The organism is Kutzneria sp. NPDC051319, assembly GCF_040682195.1.
GTDB lineage: Bacteria > Actinomycetota > Actinomycetes > Mycobacteriales > Pseudonocardiaceae > Kutzneria.
This window is the reverse complement of record NZ_JBFBAM010000036.1, coordinates 1-16,408: the sequence shown is the minus strand read 5'-3', so window position 1 is coordinate 16,408 and position 16,408 is coordinate 1. Positions and strand designations below refer to the sequence as shown.

The following is a 16,408-nucleotide window of genomic DNA, read 5'->3' as shown; positions in this document are numbered from 1 at the left end:
GGTCGCCCCATGCAGACCCGCGCGCCACTGTTGGTCGGCCGCGACGCCGAGCTGACCGAGCTCACGCGGGCGCTGTCCGGAACACGAGCCGGGCGCGGAGGATCGGCGTTCCTGGTCGGAGAGGCCGGTATCGGCAAGTCACGGCTGGCCGCGCTGGCCACCGGGCGGGCCTTCGACGCCGGCATGCGAGTGCTGCGCGGTCGGGGCAGCACCATCGGGCCGATGGTCCCGTTCCGTCCGTTGACCGAGGCATTGCTGTCGCTTTTCCGTGGCGGGGAGCCGTTCGACGACAACGAACTCGGTCCGTACCGTCCGGTTCTGGGCCGGCTGATACCCGAGTGGGGCGCGGGTGCGCCGCCGCAGCCGGTGTCGCTGGTCGTGTTGGCCGAGGCAGTGCTGCGGCTGCTGTCGGTGGCCGGCCGCGGGCGCGGATGCCTGCTGGTGCTTGAGGATCTGCACGACTCCGACGCCGAGACGCTGGCCGTCGTCGAGTACCTGACGGACAATCTGGACCTTCAGCCCGTAATGCTGCTGGCCACCATTCGCGGCGAGCCCTGCGCGGCTCTGGACCTGGCCCGGGCCAGCGAGCAGCGGCGCACCGGGGCCCTGTTGGAGCTGCGCCGGTTGGATCGGGCGCAGGTGCGCGCGATGGCCGCCTCGTGCCTTGAGGTCAACGGCGTCGAGGTCGCCGACGAGGTGGTGCAGCGGCTGTGGGTCGACAGCGCCGGCAACCCGTTCATCGTCGAGGAACTGTTGCACGGCATGGTGAGCAACGGTCTGCTCGTGCCCAGCGGGGACAGCTGGCAGGTCGTCGGGCAGCTGCGCACCGAGGTGCCGGCGGCGGTGGTGCGCAGCATCGCCAACCGCACGGATCGGCTGGGGCCCCAAGGCCGAATGCTACTGTCAGTGGCTGCTGTGCTGGGTCACCGGTTCCCACTTTCGGTGGTACGCAAGGTCGCCGACATCGACGATCGTGGACTGCTTTCCCATTTGCACGCCGGTGTGGCCGCCCAGCTCGTCACTCCCGACGAGCCCGCCCCGGACTGGTACGCCTTCCGTCATCCGTTGACCGCGGAGGCTCTGCTCAGCCAGCTCACGCCCATCGACCGCGCCGAGCTGTCCTCCAAGGCCGCCGATGCCGTGCTGGAGCTGCATCCCACGCTGCCCGGCCACTGGTGCCAGCTGGTCGCCTCGCTGCGTCTGGACGCCGGCGAGGACGCCGCCGCCGGTCGCCTGTTCGCCGAGGCCGGCCGCCGCGCCTTGCGTGACGGCGCCGCCGGATCCGCGATCACCTTGCTGGACAAGGCCAATCGCCTGCTGACCCGGAAGCTCGACGCCGGCATCCGGGCCGACATCCTGGAATCCCTGCTGCCGGCGCTGGCCGAGGCCGGCCACTTCGAGCGGGCCTTCCAGCTCGCCGGCAAGCTCGCCGACTTCGACGGCGACGTCCTGGACACCCGGCGGCGGGCCGCCCTGCACACCCGGCTGGCCAAGGTCGCCTACCTGGCCGGTCGCCCGTTGGACGGCGTGGAACAGGTCACCGCCGCCCGTACTCTGCTCGGCGCCGACGCCGCCGACGAGGACACCGCGCCGGTGGATGTTGTTGCGGCGTACCTGGAATTGGACACCCCGCGCCCGGATCGCCTGACCCGCGCCGAGGCCTTGGCCCGCCGTGCCGTGGACGCCGCCGAACGGTCCTCGCAGCCCGTTGTCGCCTGCGAGGCGTGGGAACTGCTCGGCATCATCGCCCGTGAACACGACATCACGCAGGCCATGGACTGCCTGGAGAAGGCCAAACAGCTCGGTGAGCAGCACCAGCTGCCGATGCAGCGGGCGTACGCCATGATGCGCATGGCCGGCATCGACTGGCTGTCCACTGCGGACACCGGCAGCCTGGAACGCGCGCGGCAGGAGGCTTTGCGGATCGGCGCGATCACCATGGCCTACAACGCCGACGCCATCATCGCCCTGCACACCGTGCTGGGCGGGGACTTCGACCTGGCGACCGAGCGGATCGTCGCCTGCGGCGAGTCCGCCCGCAGGCTCCAGCTCAGCTCGATCGTCCGTTATGCCCTGATGGCCAAGGCCACTCTGGCCGGACACCAGGGCCGTCGGCGGGAGATGGACGAGGCACTGGCCGAGTTTCGGCAGTGGGGCGGGGAAAGGTCGCAGGAGCTGCCCCTTTCCTTCGGCCTGGCCCGGGTTTTCTGCGCGCTGTTGGAGGAGAACCGGGACCTCGCCGACCGGGAGTTGGCGCAGGCCTTGGCTTTCGAGGCCGAGAACCCCACCACCTTCCACCTGGCCGGGCGGCACGGTCTCGACCTGTTGCTGGGGGTCCTTGAGGGCCGCTTCGACTGGTCGCAGCACCACTCCGTGACGTCCACGCCGGCCGGTGGGATGCGGTGGAACCGGCACTTCGCCGAGCTCGCCGGGGCCGTGTTGTACGGCCGGGAGGGCAAGGTCGAGCAGGCCGAGTGCGCCATGGCCGCCGCCCAGCAGGTCGGCGGGGCGTTCCCCATGGCGCGGAACCTCGGTTTGCGTCTGGTCGCCGAGGCCGCCCACGTCGACGGTTGGGGCGATCCCGTCACGTGGCTGCGCAATGCCGAGGAGTACTTCCACCGCAACAATGTCACCGGCACCGCGTCCGCCTGCCGGGCCCTGCTGCGCCAGGTCGGCGTGTCCGTTCAGCAGCGTCGCGTCGGAGCCGACCAGGTGCCCAGCGCCCTGCGGTCCGTCGGCGTCACCGTGCGGGAGTACGACGTCTTCCGGCTGTTGGTGGAGCGACTCGGCAACAAGGCCATCGCGAACCGCCTGCACATCTCTCCTCGTACCGTGGAGAAGCACGTCGCCAGCCTCATCGCCAAGACCCAGCAGCCCGACCGCGAGGCCCTCAGCACCTACGCCAGCGCGATCCTGGCACCCTGACTAGCCTGGGTCCCATGTCCGATGAGGTGTTGACCGAATTCTCCGACGGCGTCGCCGTGATCACCATCAACCGCCCTTCCGCGCGCAACGCCGTGGACCGGGCCGTCGCCGAGGGCCTCGCCGCCGCCGTCGACGAGCTCGACCGCCGTGACGACCTAGTCGTCGGCATCGTCACCGGCGCCGGTGGCACGTTCTGCGCCGGCATGGACCTCAAGGCCTTCGTGCGGGGTGAGTTCCCCACCGTCGAGGGCCGTGGTTTCGCCGGCATCACCCAGCGGCCTCCCGTGAAGCCCCTCATCGCCGCCGTCGAGGGCTACGCCTTGGCCGGTGGCCTGGAGATCGCCCTCGCCTGCGACCTCGTCGTCGCATCCACCGACGCCAAGTTCGGCATCCCCGAGGTCAAGCGCGGTCTCGTCGCCGCCGGCGGCGGTGTCCTCCGCCTGCCCTCTCGCCTCCCCTACCACGTGGCCATGGAGCTGGCGTTGACCGGCGGCTTCCTCGATGCGCCTCGCGGCCACCACTTCGGCTTCGTCAACCGGTTGGCTTCGCCCGGGGAAGCCCTTTCGGACGCCCGCTCCCTGGCCGCCGAGATCGCCGCCAACGGCCCCCTCGCCGTCCGTGCCACGAAGAAGGTCATCGTCGAGTCCCGCGACTGGCCCTCCGCCGAGGCCTTCTCCCGTCAGGAGGCCATCACCGCCCCCGTCTTCGCCTCCTCCGACGCCCGCGAAGGCGCCCAGGCCTTCGCCGAGAAGCGCCCGCCCCGTTGGACCGGGCAGTAGGTCCTGTGGTTCGGGGAGCTGCCGGCTGTTCTTGTGGCGCAGTTGGCAGCTCCCGGTCGTTCCGCCCCGCCGGCGTGGTGTCCAAGTCCCGCTGCTGAACCCGTCCCAGAGGCGGGCCTTACCGGCTGTCCCTGCCCTTCCAGCCGTCGGCCCCAGTACCACAACAACTCCCCCCGTTCGACCCGCCCCGGCAGCCATTGCCGGAGCCTGTCGGCTGTCTCTGTCCTTCCAGCCGTCGGTCTGTCCGCCGGGACGGCCCTCCGTCATCCAACCCAACAGGAGCACCAGGCTGTCTCACTCACAGCCACGTCCTCCACCAAGAAGCACCTTGGCCGCTTGGCAAGTAGCCCTGTGCCTGCCAGCCGCCCCCGCCACTCACCTTCACCCCGCACTCTCCCTGCTGGCCGATCAGCCCCTGCCAGCAGTCCCTGCCGTTACTCACATTCCAGCCACACCCGTTGCCTGCCAACACCACTACCCCACCCCCTTCATTGCCAGCTTTTGTCGCCACAAGTCGTTGCACCCCAACATCTTTCACCCATTCGTGATTCGAGTCGATCTTCTTTGGCGCGTAGAATTGCTGGTATGAACCACAAAGTCGCTCGCTTGCTCGAATGCGAGCGCCTCATCCGCCGGCTCAGCGCCGAACGAGCCCGCCTCATCGCCGAGCTGTACACCGACGAGTACGTCCCCACCGACATCGGCATGGCCCTCGGACTCTCGCCCGCCAACGCCGAGGACACCGTAAAATGGTGCGCCCGCGTAGAGTCCTTATTCCCCAACGTCTTCGACGCCATGGCCGCCGGCGCCATCTCCGAACGCTCCGCCCACGCCATCGTCGACCCCACCAAGGACTACCCCGACGACCTCGCCCAACGGGTCGTCGCCAAGACCTTGGAAACCGCCGAAGGCCGCTCCCCTCAACAACTCCGCCGCTCCTCCCAAGCCCGGTTGCAGCGCGCCGACCCCGCCGTACACCTGGAACGCCGCGAAAAAGCCCGCCGCGACCGGAAAGTCGTCCTCTACGACGACGAAGACAGCATGGCCACCCTCGCCTGCCAACAGCCCGCCGAGATCGCCCAGGCCATGTACGCCAAGATCGACCGCATCGCCAGCCAGGAAGCCAAGAACGGCCGCACCATCGACGCCGTCCGCGCCGACGTCATGGCCGGCCTGATTCTCGAAGATCCCAAGACCGCCGGGCTCAAACCGCTGATCCAGGTGACTGTGCCCATCACCGCCCTGCTGGGTGTCGACGAGCGGCCCGGGAGGATGGCGGCCGGGCAGTTGATTCCCGCCGCAGTGGTGCGAGAGTTGATGTCCCACCCCGGCACGCTGTTCCACCGGTTGTTGACCGACCCGGCCGGGCACCTGGTGGAGTACACGCCGAAGTTGTATCGGCCCAAGGTCGGCGTGGATCGGTTCGTCCGCGCCCGCCACCAGACGTGCGTGATGCCCTGTTGTTCGCATCCCTCGCGGTCGTGCGACATCGACCATGCGACGCCGTGGCCGTTGGGTGAGTCGACCGGCACCAATCTCGCGCCCTTGGATCGGCGGCATCATCGGTACAAGCACGCCACCAACGCCGAGGTGAGTATCGAGAAAGACGGCACCACGACGGTGAAGACGCGGTGGGGGCAGACGTACGTCATCAAGCCCGAACCGTTGGACGAGCCGCCGTTCTGAGGCTGACCGGGGGTCACGTCAGGTGTGCTACTCACGTCACGTCGTGGGTCGACGAGATACTTTGACATCTAACTCTTAGGCATCTAACCTTCTTGCCATGATCCTGGTGACTGGAGCTACGGGGCACGTGGGGGCCGAGGTGGTGACGGCGCTGGCGGCGCGAGGGCTGGCGGTGCGGGCGATGACGAGGAGGCCGGAAGGGGCGAGGTTTCCGGAAGGCGTGGAGGTGGTCAGAGGGGACTGCGAGGACGCGGAGAGCCTGAGGGAGGCGTTCGAAGGGGTGCGAAAGGCGTTCCTGATGACGGGGCAGGTGACGGGGAGCGAGAACCTGCACACGAAGGCCCAGGTCAGGGCGGCGAAAGAGGCGGGCGTGGAGTACCTGGTGAAGCTCTCGGTGGCGAAGGGAGGGGAAGACAGCCACCCGAAGGTGGCGGCATGGCACCGCGAAGACGAAAGGGCGGTGACGGGGAGCGGGATCGACTACACGATGCTCCGGCCGGGAAGGTTCATGTCGAACACGCTGCACTGGAAGCACATGCTGCGAAGGGGCGACGAAGTGACGGTGGCGTTCGCCAAGAAGCGGACGGCGCCGATCGCGCCGGAAGATATTGCGGCGGTGGCGGTGAAAGCGCTGACGGAGGGCGGCCTCGCGAACCAGACGCTAGAGCTGTCGGGGCCGGAAGCGATTACGCCGCAACAAGAACTGGACATCGTGGCGAAGATCCTGAATCGACGGCTGACGCTCAGGGAACCGACGGTGGAAGAGACGGTCGACGGGATCGTCCGGGGAGGCATGGAGCGTGGGCTGGCGGAAGCGCTGGTGGAGCACGTGCTCAGAGGGGACTACGGGGCGGAGATCTCCGACGCCACCGAAAAGATCCTCGAACGCAAGACGACGACATTCGAGCAGTGGGCGGAAAAGCACTTCAAGGAGGAGCAATGAGCACGATCGACGAGCTGGAAACGCAGTGGGCGCAAGCGGAAGTCAAAGGCGACGTGTCCACACTGGACGGGATGACGGCCGAGGACTTCCGGCTGGTGGGACCGTTCGGCTTCGTGCTGGACAAGACACAGTGGCTGGACCGGTACCGCAGCGGGGACCTGGTGACGACGCAGCTGGACTGGCAGGAGCGAGAGGTCCGCGAGATCGGCGACACGGCGCTGGTGATCGGGATCCACGCGCAGAAGGCGGCCTACCGAGGCACGCCGTCGGACGGAAGGTTCCGGTCGACGCACATCTGGGTGCGAAACGGCGACAACTGGCAGCTGGCGGGCACGCAGCTGAGCCCCATCGGACGCCCGGCCTAAGCTCGACGCCATGGGCCGTCCACAGCAACCACCGATCGGGCTCGCTGTCGCCCGAGTGGCACGCACCCTCAGCCGGGCCTTCGAAGACGCGCTCGCGGCGGCCGGCGGCTCGCAGTCGGTGTGGCTGGTGCTGCTGCAGCTCAAGATCAATCCCGGTGCGACGCAACGAGACCTGGCGGAGGCGCTGGAGCTGCGCGAGGCGACGATGACCCACCACCTGTCGGGCATGGAGCGGGACGGACTGATCACCCGAAGGAGGGACCCGGCCAATCGCAGGGTCCACCAGATCGAGCTCACCGACGACGGTGAGCAGGCATTTCACCGGCTCCGGAAGGCGGCGGGCGAGTTCGACGAACGGCTGCGACACGGCATCGAGCCGGAGCGGCTCACCGAACTGGGTGACACGCTCGCGCTGCTGGTGGCGAACGTGCGGCACGAGGCAAACCACTAGACAACTACTTTTCACCGGTGGGTCTGGCGAACACCCCGGCCTGGACCCGTACTCTCGCCCTCATGACGACCCTGGCCGACGCCAAGGACACCCGCCGGATGACCGCGCTGCACGAGGGCAAACGCAAGATGCCCGCGCAGGTCGCCGTGTACATCTTCGCCATCGTGCCGGCGATCGCGCTGGTCGCCGCCATCCCGGTGCTGTGGGGCTGGGGAGTCGGCTGGGCCGACCTGATCTCGGCCGCGGTCTTCTACACGGTCAGCTGCCTCGGCGTGACCGTCGGATTCCACCGCTACTTCACCCACGGCTCGTTCAAGACGGGCCGGGCCATGCGGATCGCGCTGGCGGTGGCCGGCAGCCTCTCCGTGCAGGGCCCCGTCCTGCACTGGGTAGCCGACCACCGCCGGCACCACGCCTTCTCGGACCGCGAGGGCGACCCGCACTCGCCGTGGAACTTCGGCACCTCGCCGGCGGCCCTGGTCCGCGGCTTCTGGCACGCCCACATGGGCTGGATCTTCGACCGCGACCTGACCAACCGCCAGCGATTCGCGCCGGACATGGAAGCGGACCCGGACATGCGTCTGGTGCATCGCCTGTTCGGCCCGCTGACCTTCGCCACGCTGCTCCTGCCGGCCCTGGTCGGCGGCCTGGTCACCTGGTCCTGGTGGGGCGCCGTGACCGGCTTCTTCTGGGCCGGCGTGGTCCGGGTGGCCTTCCTGCACCACGTCACCTGGTCGGTGAACTCGATCTGCCACATGATCGGCGACCGCCCGTTCGCCGCCCGCGACCGGTCGGCCAACTTCTGGCCGCTGGCCATCCTCAGCATGGGCGAGGCCTGGCACAACCTGCACCACGCCGACCCGACCTCGGCCCGCCACGGCGTGCTGCGGGGCCAGGTCGACGTGTCCGCCCGGCTGATCTGGATCTTCGAGAAGCTGGGCTGGGTGCGCGACGTGCGCTGGCCGAGCACCCGCCGCCTCAGCCGGCTCCGTGCTTGATCATCAGGGCTTGATCAGGACCTTCAGCGCCTCCCGGTCGTTCATCGCCCGGTAGGCCTCGGGGATGTCGGCCAACGCCATCGTGCGGTCGAAGACCCGACCCGGCTGCACGGCGCCCGACAGCACGTCGGGCAGCAGCTCCTCGATGTAGGCGCGGGCCGGCGCGACGCCGCCGGTCAGCGTGACGTTCCGGCCGAACAGGACCCGGCCGACCGGCCCGTCGGTGTACTGCGGCACGCCGACGCGGCTGATCGCGCCGCCGGGGCGCACCACGCCGAGGGCCGTCTCGTACGCGCCCAGGGTGCCGACGCACTCCAGCACGTGCGGCGCGCCGTCGCCGTTGGTCAGCTCCTTGGCCCGGGCGACGGCCTCCTCGCCGCGCTCCGGCACGACATCGGTCGCGCCGAACTCCCGGCCCAGGTCGGTACGGGCCTGGTGCCGGCCGAGCAGCACGATCTGCTCCGCGCCCAGCCGCTTGGCCGCCAGCACCGCGGACAGGCCCACCGCGCCGTCGCCGATCACGATGACCGTGGAGCCCTTCTCCACCCGGGCCGTGCGGGCCGCGTGGTGACCGGTGCTGAACACGTCGGACAGGGTCAGCAGCGACGGCATCAGCTCGTCGTCCTCCCCCACCGGCAGCTTCACCAGGGTGCCGTCGGCCTGCGGCGCGCGGACGTACTCGCCCTGGCCGCCGTCGACGCCCCCGAAGCCCCACCCGCCGCCGTTGCGGCACGAGGTCTGCAGGCCGGCCCGGCAGTAGTCGCACGTGTTGTCGGCCCACAGGAACGGCGCCACCACGACGTCGCCCTTGGCCAGCGTCGCCACGTCCGCACCGGTCTCCTCCACGACACCGATGAACTCGTGGCCGATCCGCCGGCCGGCCTCGACGTCCGGCGCGCTCTGGTACGGCCACAGGTCGCTGCCGCACACACAGGAGCGGGTCACCCGGACCAGGACGTCGGTCGGCTGCTGGATCTTCGGATCCGGCACCTCCTCGACGCGGATGTCGCCCTTTCCGTAGAGCAAGGTCGCTCGCATCGTCACCCCATGCGTCGAAAGTTCGGGAACCGGCCAACCCTAGCCGTTTTCCCGCGCGCCCGAGCTGGAGCGGGACCAGCTCCAGACCATGGTCACGGTTGCGCCGTGGGCCGCACCACGAGCTCGTTGACGTCCACAATGGACGGCTGGTCGACGGCAAAGCCGATCGCCTCGGCGATAGCGGACGCCGGGATGGCCAACTGCGCCGCCGCCGCGCGGGCGGCCGCCTGCGCGGCGGCGGAGCCACCGTGGTCACTCAGTTCGCTCTCGGTGAAGCCCGGACTGACGACGGTGACGCGAATGTCCGTGTTCTCCTGACGCAATCCCTCCGACACCGCCCGCACGGCGAACTTGGTGGCGCTGTAGACCGCCGCCGTCGGATCTACTCGATGCCCCGACACCGACGAGACGTTCACGATGTGCCCGCCGCCCTGGGCACGCATCAACGGCAGCACCGCCGCGATGCCGTGCAGGACCCCTCGCAGATTGACGTCGATCATCTGGTTCCACTCGTCGACCCGCAGATCCGCCAGCGGCGACAGCGGCATCACGCCGGCGTTGTTGATCAGCACATCGACCCGGCCATGGCGACCGACCGCGGCGTCGACGAAGGCCCGCATGCTGTCCAGGCTCGTGACGTCCAAGGGATGGACGTCGATGAACGGCCCGGCGAGCTCGGCCAGGCGTTCAGCGCGGCGGGCGCCGGCCACGACCCGGTGACCGGCGGCCGCGAGGTGGCGGGCAGTGGCCGCGCCGATACCCGAGGAAGCCCCGGTGACAAGAACGACTTTCGACATGCCGACAGTCCACGCCGGATCGCCGGGACCAGGAAGGCAGCGGTTACCTGGGCGCCACACACCCACCCGGCCGAACTCCCGGATAGTGAGATCATCATCGCCCGCTCGCGGTACCGCCGACCAGGCGAAACAGGTCCGTCCGCGCAACAATTGAGATGCAACTTGCTGTGGCGTGGAACACGGGTAGTGCGGATAACCCCACGTTCACACTATCGTCACAAGACCCCCGACCACCCCGGGGACCCCATCTCGGGGAGCACTGTGACCTGCCTCAAGAGGGCATTCGGTCAGCGCACAGCGTCGTGCGTGCCAATTTACCCGCCCGTTCCCGGGCCATTTCGAGCACCCCCGCGTCAGACGCACGCCCCCGCGACAGGGCGTCCCACCACGGGAGGGCCGTACAGCCGTGATCCACCACCACCCCCATGTCGGGGGCCTGTACGACGAGCAGTTCGAGCACGACGCGTGCGGCGTGGCCTTCGTGGCCGATCTCGCCGGCCGCCGCAGCCATGACATCGTGCGCAAGGCGCTGACCGCGCTGCGCAACCTGGAACACCGGGGCGCCCGCGGCGCCGAGCCGGAGACCGGCGACGGCGCCGGCGTCCTGATCCAGGTGCCGGACGCGTTCTTCCGCGAGGTGACCGACCTGCCGCTGCCGGCGGACGGCGGCTACCTCGTCGGCACGGCCTTCCTGCCGGTCGACACCGCCGAACGCGCGGCGGCCGTCACCGCCGTGGAGCGGATTGCCGCCGAGGAGGGCACGAGAGTGCTGGGGTGGCGGGACGTGCCCGTCGACACCGAGCACGTCGGGCCGACGGCCGCCAGCACGATGCCGCACTTCGCCCAGCTGTTCCTCGCCCCGGTGGACGACGCGGTCCACGGCCTCGCGCTGGAGCGGATCGCCTTCTGCGTCCGCAAGCGCGCCGAGCACGACGCCGACGTGTACTTCCCGAGCCTGTCCGGCCGCACCATCGTGTACAAGGGCATGCTGACCGAGCCGCAGCTGGCCCGGTTCTTCCCCGACCTCACCGACGAGCGGGTCGACAGCGCTGTCGGCCTCGTGCACAGCCGGTTCTCCACCAACACGTTCCCCTCGTGGCCGCTGGCCCACCCGTACCGGTACATCGCGCACAACGGTGAGATCAACACCTTGCGCGGCAACCGGAACTGGATGGACGCGCGGGAGGCCATGCTCGACTCGGACCTCATCCCGGGCGACCTGTCCCGGCTGTTCCCGGTGATCACCCGGGACGCCAGCGACTCCGCGTCCTTCGACGAGGTGCTGGAGCTGCTGCACCTGGGCGGCCGCTCGCTGCCGCACGCGGTGCTGATGATGATCCCGGAGGCGTGGGAGAACCACACCGAGATGGATCCGGCCCGGCGCGCGTTCTACGAGTTCCACTCGGCCCTGATGGAGCCGTGGGACGGCCCGGCGCTGGTGTCGTTCACCGACGGCAGCGTGATCGGCGCGGTGCTCGACCGCAACGGCCTGCGGCCGGCCCGCTACTGGGTCACCGACGACGGCCTGGTGGTGCTGGGCAGCGAGGCCGGCGTGCTGGAGATCGATCCGGCGCGCGTCGTCCGCAAGGGACGGCTGGAGCCGGGCCGCATGTTCCTGGTGGACACCGAGGCCGGCCGCATCGTGGACGACGAGGAGATCAAGTCCGCGCTGGCCGCCGAGCACCCGTACCAGGACTGGGTGGACGCCGGCATGGTCCGGCTGGCCGGCCTGCCGGAACGCGACCGCGAGATGCCCAAGCACGCCGCGCTGGTCACCCGCCAGCAGGTCTTCGGCTACTCCGAGGAGGAGCTGCAGCTGCTGCTGCGGCCGATGGCGCTGACCGGGGCCGAGCCGATCGGCTCGATGGGCAACGACGCCCCGTTCGCCGTGCTCTCGGACCGCTCCCGCAGCCTGTTCGACTACTTCACGCAGCTGTTCGCGCAGGTCACGAACCCGCCGCTGGACGCGATCCGGGAGGAGCTGGTCACCTCCCTGACCGCGACGGTCGGCCCGGAGACCAACCTGCTGGCCGCCACGCCCGCGTCCTGCCGCCGGATCTCGCTCGAGTTCCCGGTGCTGGACAACGACGAGCTGGCCAAGCTGGTGCACGTCAACGACGACGGCGACATGGCCGGCTACCAGGCGGTCACCGTGCTCGGCCGGTACCGGGTGGACGGCGGCGGCACCGCGCTGCGGGCCCGGCTGGACGAGATCCGCACCGAGGTGTCGGAGGCGATCGACGACGGCGCGCGGCTGATCGTGCTGTCCGACCGTGGCGCCGACGGCAAGTACGCGCCCATCCCGTCGCTGCTGCTGACCGGCGCGGTGCACCACCATCTCGTAAGGGAGAAGACGCGCACCAAGGTCGGCCTCATCGTGGAGGCCGGCGATGCCCGCGAGGTGCACCACATCGCGCTGCTCATCGGCTACGGGGCGGCCGCGGTCAACCCGTACCTGGCGATGGCCACGGTCGAGGAGCTGCCGGACGTCGACGCCCACAAGGCCACCAGCAACCTGATCAAGGCGCTGGGCAAGGGCGTGCGCAAGACCATGTCCAAGATGGGCGTGTCCACGGTGGCCTCCTACACCGGCGCGCAGATCTTCGAGGCGATCGGCGTCGGCTCCGAGGTGATCGACGACTGCTTCACCGGCACCACCTCGCGGCTGGGCGGCGTCGGCTTCGACGAGATCGCCGAGGAGGTGGCCCGCCGGCACCGCAAGGCGTTCCCCGCCGACGGCGTGCACGCCAGCCACCGCGAGCTGGAGGTGGGCGGCGAGTACCAGTGGCGCCGCGAGGGCGAGGCCCACCTGTTCAACCCGACCACGGTGTTCAAGCTCCAGCACTCCACCCGCACCCGTCAGTACGAGGTGTTCAAGGAGTACACCAAGGCGGTCGACGACCAGGCCGAGCGGCTGCTGACGCTGCGCGGGCTGTTCCGGTTCCGCGACGGCGTGCGGCCGCCGGTGCCGATCGAGGAGGTCGAGCCGGTCGCCGAGATCGTCAAGCGGTTCGCCACCGGCGCCATCTCCTACGGCTCGATCTCCAAGGAGATGCACGAGATCCTGGCGATCGCGATGAACCGGCTCGGCGCCAAGTCCAACACGGGCGAGGGCGGCGAGGACGCGGACCGGCTCGACGATCCCGAGCGCTGCTCGAAGATCAAGCAGGTGGCCAGCGGCCGGTTCGGCGTCACCAGCGAGTACCTGGTCAGCGCCGAGGACATCCAGATCAAGATGGCGCAGGGCGCCAAGCCCGGCGAGGGCGGGCAGCTGCCCGGCAACAAGGTCTACCCGTGGATCGCCAAGACCCGGCACTCCACGCCGGGCGTCGGGTTGATCTCCCCGCCGCCGCACCACGACATCTACTCGATCGAGGACCTGGCCCAGCTCATCCACGACCTCAAGAACGCCAACCCGGCCGCCCGCATCCACGTGAAGCTGGTGTCCGAGGTCGGCGTCGGCACGGTCGCGGCGGGCGTGTCCAAGGCCCACGCCGACGTGGTGCTGATCTCCGGTCACGACGGCGGCACCGGCGCGTCGCCGCTGTCGTCGATCAAGCACGCCGGCGCGCCGTGGGAGCTGGGCCTGGCCGAGACGCAGCAGACGCTGCTGGCCAACCGGCTGCGCGACCGCATCGTGGTGCAGACCGACGGCCAGCTCAAGACCGGCCGGGACGTGATCATCGCCGCGCTGCTGGGCGCGGAGGAGTTCGGCTTCGCCACGGCCCCGCTGGTGGTGTCCGGCTGCATCATGATGCGGGTCTGCCACCTGGACACGTGCCCGGTCGGCGTGGCCACGCAGAACCCGGTGCTGCGGGAGAAGTTCAGCGGCAAGGCCGAGTACGTGGTGAACTTCTTCGAGTTCATCGCCCAGGAGGTCCGGGAGCTGTTGGCGCAGCTGGGTTTCCGGTCCCTGGAGGAGGCGGTCGGGCACGCCGAGCTGCTGGACACCGCGGGCGCGGTCGAGCACTGGAAGGCGTCCGGTCTCGACCTGACGCCGATCTTCCACGTGCCCGAGCTGCCGCCGCGCGCGGCCCGACACCGCACCACCGCCCAGGACCACGGGCTGGAGAAGGCGTTGGACAACACGCTGATCCAGCTGGCCGAGGGCGCCCTGGGCTCGGGCGACCGGGTTCGGCTGGAATTGCCCGTGCGCAACGTGAACCGGACCGTGGGCACCATGCTCGGCTCGGAGCTCACGAAGCGGTGGGGCGGCGAGGGCCTGCCGGACGACACGATCGACGTGACGTTCACGGGCACCGCCGGGCAGTCGTTCGGCGCGTTCCTGCCCAGCGGCATCACGCTGCGGCTGGTCGGCGACGCCAACGACTATCTCGGCAAGGGCCTGTCCGGCGGGCGCGTCACCGTGCGCCCCGATCCGTCCGCGCCGTTCACGGCCGAGCAGAACATCATTGCCGGCAACGTGATCGCCTACGGCGCGACCCGCGGCGAGCTGTTCCTGCGGGGCAAGGTCGGCGAGCGGTTCTGCGTGCGCAACTCCGGCGCGCTGGCCGTCGTCGAGGGCGTCGGCGACCACGGCTGCGAGTACATGACCGGCGGGCGGGCGATCGTGCTCGGCGCCACCGGCCGCAACTTCGCGGCCGGCATGTCCGGCGGCGTGGCGTACGTGCTGGACCTCAACCCGGCTCGGGTCAACCAGGAGATGGTCGACCTGGACGAGCTGACCGAGGAGGACCAGGTCTTCCTGCACGAGGTGATCGACCGGCACCGGCGCGAGACCGAGTCGGCGGTGGCGGACCTGCTGCTGGCCGACTGGGAGCTGGCCGTCGGCCGCTTCACCAAGGTGATGCCCAAGGACTACAAGCGGGTGCTGGCCGCGCGAGCCCGTGCGGAGGCCGACGGCAGGGACGTGGACACCGCGATCATGGAGGCCTCCCATGGCTGACCCCAAGGGCTTTCTCACCACGCCGCGGGAGAACGCCAGCTACCGCCCGGTGGACCTGCGGCTGCAGGACTGGCGCGAGGTCTACGAGGACTTCGAGCACCACCGGCTGGAGAAGCAGGCCGGCCGGTGCATGGACTGCGGGATCCCGTTCTGCCATCAGGGATGTCCGCTGGGCAACCTGATCCCCGAGTGGAACACGTTGGTGTGGCGGCAGGACTGGCGTGACGCCATCGAGAGGCTGCACGCCACCAACAACTTCCCGGAGTTCACCGGGACGTTGTGCCCGGCGCCGTGCGAGGCGGCGTGCGTGCTCGGCATCAACTCCGATCCGGTGGCCATCAAGCGGGTCGAGGTGGAGATCATCGACCGGGCCTGGGACGAGGGGTGGGTCGTGCCGCAGCCGCCGGTTTCCTTGACCGGCAAGAAGGTCGCGGTGGTCGGCTCCGGCCCGGCCGGCCTGGCCGCCGCCCAGCAGCTGACCCGCGTCGGGCACTCGGTGGTCGTGTACGAGCGGGCCGACGCCGTTGGCGGGCTGCTGCGGTACGGGATTCCCGAGTTCAAGATGGAGAAGCGGCGGCTGGACCGCCGTCTCGACCAGATGCGGGCCGAGGGCACCGAGTTCCGCACCGGTGTGAACGTCGGCGAGGACCTTTCCGTTGCTGAGCTTCGGGATTCTCACGACGCGGTGGTGCTCGCCGGCGGCGCGACCGTGTGGCGGGACCTGCCCGTGCCGGGTCGGGAGTTCACCGGCGTGTACCAAGCCATGGAGTACCTGCCGCCGGCCAACAAGGCGTACGCGCACTCGCCGATCAGCGCCGCCGGCAAGCACGTCGTGGTCATCGGCGGCGGCGACACCGGCGCCGACTGCCTCGGCACCGCGCACCGTCAGGGCGCCGCTTCCGTGACGCAGCTGGAGATCATGCCCCAGCCACCTGTGTCGCGGGCGCCGCACCACCCGTGGCCGACCTATCCCATGCTGTACCGGGTGACGTCGGCCCACGAGGAGGGTGGCGAGCGGCTCTACTCCGTGTCCACGGCCGAGTTCCTCGGGGATGCCGACGGCAACCTGCGGGGGCTCAAGCTCGTCGAGGTGCGCATGGAGAACGGCCGGTTCACGCCGGTCGAGGGCAGCGAGCGAGAACTGGAGTGCCAGTTGGTGTTGCTGGCCATGGGCTTCGTCGGGCCGCAGCAGGAGGGCTTGGTCTCCGACCTCGGCGTGGACCTCGACCCTCGCGGCAACGTCGCCCGGGACCGCTCCTTCGCCACCAGCGTCGACGGCGTCTTCGTGGCCGGCGACATGGGCCGTGGCCAGTCGCTCATCGTGTGGGCCATCGCCGAGGGCCGCTCCGCCGCCGCCGCGGTGGACACCTACCTCACCGGCCGCGACGTCCTCCCGGCCCCCATCCGCCCCACCGACCGAGCCCTCGCCTGACACCCCCTGGTTATGCAGGGAAGGACGCCTTACCCTCGTTCAACGCGGGTAAGGCGTCCTTCCCTGCATGCGGATTGCTCCGAACGGC

The 16,408-nt window shown here is 69.9% G+C and carries 11 protein-coding genes; 9 read left to right on the top strand and 2 right to left on the bottom strand.

Annotated elements, in window-relative coordinates:
- Positions 1-9 precede the first annotated feature (9 nt).
- From AB0M73_RS29605 to AB0M73_RS29575, 7 genes are all read left to right on the top strand, one after another.
- Positions 10-2,925, top strand: a complete 2,916-nt coding sequence (locus tag AB0M73_RS29605) for an AAA family ATPase (RefSeq protein WP_363897109.1) — start codon at positions 10-12, stop codon at positions 2,923-2,925.
- Positions 2,926-2,939: 14 nt separating this feature from the next.
- Positions 2,940-3,704, top strand: coding sequence for a crotonase/enoyl-CoA hydratase family protein (locus AB0M73_RS29600; RefSeq protein WP_363897106.1), 765 nt, complete (start codon positions 2,940-2,942; stop codon positions 3,702-3,704).
- Positions 3,705-4,289: 585 nt separating this feature from the next.
- Positions 4,290-5,390, top strand: coding sequence for a DUF222 domain-containing protein (locus AB0M73_RS29595; RefSeq protein WP_363897103.1), 1,101 nt, complete (start codon positions 4,290-4,292; stop codon positions 5,388-5,390).
- A gap of 97 nt (positions 5,391-5,487) precedes the next feature.
- The gene (locus AB0M73_RS29590) at positions 5,488-6,333 is read left to right on the top strand and encodes an NAD(P)H-binding protein (RefSeq protein ID WP_363897100.1); all 846 of its coding nucleotides are present in this window, start codon (positions 5,488-5,490) and stop codon (positions 6,331-6,333) included.
- The gene (locus AB0M73_RS29585) at positions 6,330-6,698 is read left to right on the top strand and encodes a nuclear transport factor 2 family protein (protein WP_363897097.1); all 369 of its coding nucleotides are present in this window, start codon (positions 6,330-6,332) and stop codon (positions 6,696-6,698) included. The genes AB0M73_RS29590 and AB0M73_RS29585 overlap by 4 nt, the downstream gene beginning before the upstream one ends.
- Positions 6,699-6,753: 55 nt before the next feature.
- Positions 6,754-7,149: a MarR family transcriptional regulator gene (locus tag AB0M73_RS29580; RefSeq protein WP_363897094.1), complete on the top strand. Its 396-nt coding sequence runs from the start codon at positions 6,754-6,756 to the stop codon at positions 7,147-7,149.
- A gap of 98 nt (positions 7,150-7,247) precedes the next feature.
- Positions 7,248-8,147 carry an acyl-CoA desaturase gene (locus AB0M73_RS29575; RefSeq protein ID WP_052396814.1) on the top strand — a complete coding sequence of 300 codons (900 nt, stop codon included), beginning with the start codon at positions 7,248-7,250 and terminating at the stop codon, positions 8,145-8,147.
- A 3-nt stretch (positions 8,148-8,150) separates the two neighbouring features.
- Here AB0M73_RS29575 and AB0M73_RS29570 read toward each other — a convergent pair whose 3' ends face one another.
- Positions 8,151-9,185 carry a zinc-dependent alcohol dehydrogenase family protein gene (locus tag AB0M73_RS29570; RefSeq protein ID WP_043732635.1) on the bottom strand — a complete coding sequence of 345 codons (1,035 nt, stop codon included), beginning with the start codon at positions 9,183-9,185 and terminating at the stop codon, positions 8,151-8,153.
- 92 nt (positions 9,186-9,277) lie between these two features.
- Positions 9,278-9,982 (bottom strand): SDR family oxidoreductase, encoded by a 705-nt coding sequence (locus AB0M73_RS29565; RefSeq protein WP_363897090.1) that lies wholly within the window; start codon positions 9,980-9,982, stop codon positions 9,278-9,280.
- 406 nt (positions 9,983-10,388) lie between these two features.
- Between AB0M73_RS29565 and gltB the strand changes: the two genes are divergently transcribed.
- Positions 10,389-14,888 carry a glutamate synthase large subunit gene (gene gltB, locus AB0M73_RS29560; protein WP_363897087.1) on the top strand — a complete coding sequence of 1,500 codons (4,500 nt, stop codon included), beginning with the start codon at positions 10,389-10,391 and terminating at the stop codon, positions 14,886-14,888.
- Positions 14,881-16,320 carry a glutamate synthase subunit beta gene (locus tag AB0M73_RS29555; RefSeq protein ID WP_363897084.1) on the top strand — a complete coding sequence of 480 codons (1,440 nt, stop codon included), beginning with the start codon at positions 14,881-14,883 and terminating at the stop codon, positions 16,318-16,320. The genes gltB and AB0M73_RS29555 overlap by 8 nt, the downstream gene beginning before the upstream one ends.
- The last annotated feature ends 88 nt before the right edge of the window (positions 16,321-16,408 follow it).

What these genes read in the sequence shown, in the direction of transcription:
- AB0M73_RS29605 (WP_363897109.1), top strand. Translation starts at nt 10, where the DNA reads ATGCAGACCCGCGCGCCACTGTTGGTCGGCCGCGACGCCGAGCTGACC.
- AB0M73_RS29600 (WP_363897106.1), top strand. Translation starts at nt 2,940, where the DNA reads ATGTCCGATGAGGTGTTGACCGAATTCTCCGACGGCGTCGCCGTGATC.
- AB0M73_RS29595 (WP_363897103.1), top strand. Translation starts at nt 4,290, where the DNA reads ATGAACCACAAAGTCGCTCGCTTGCTCGAATGCGAGCGCCTCATCCGC.
- AB0M73_RS29590 (WP_363897100.1), top strand. Translation starts at nt 5,488, where the DNA reads ATGATCCTGGTGACTGGAGCTACGGGGCACGTGGGGGCCGAGGTGGTG.
- AB0M73_RS29585 (WP_363897097.1), top strand. Translation starts at nt 6,330, where the DNA reads ATGAGCACGATCGACGAGCTGGAAACGCAGTGGGCGCAAGCGGAAGTC.
- AB0M73_RS29575 (WP_052396814.1), top strand. Translation starts at nt 7,248, where the DNA reads ATGACCGCGCTGCACGAGGGCAAACGCAAGATGCCCGCGCAGGTCGCC.
- AB0M73_RS29570 (WP_043732635.1), bottom strand. Translation starts at nt 9,185, where the DNA reads ATGCGAGCGACCTTGCTCTACGGAAAGGGCGACATCCGCGTCGAGGAG.
- AB0M73_RS29565 (WP_363897090.1), bottom strand. Translation starts at nt 9,982, where the DNA reads ATGTCGAAAGTCGTTCTTGTCACCGGGGCTTCCTCGGGTATCGGCGCG.
- AB0M73_RS29555 (WP_363897084.1), top strand. Translation starts at nt 14,881, where the DNA reads ATGGCTGACCCCAAGGGCTTTCTCACCACGCCGCGGGAGAACGCCAGC.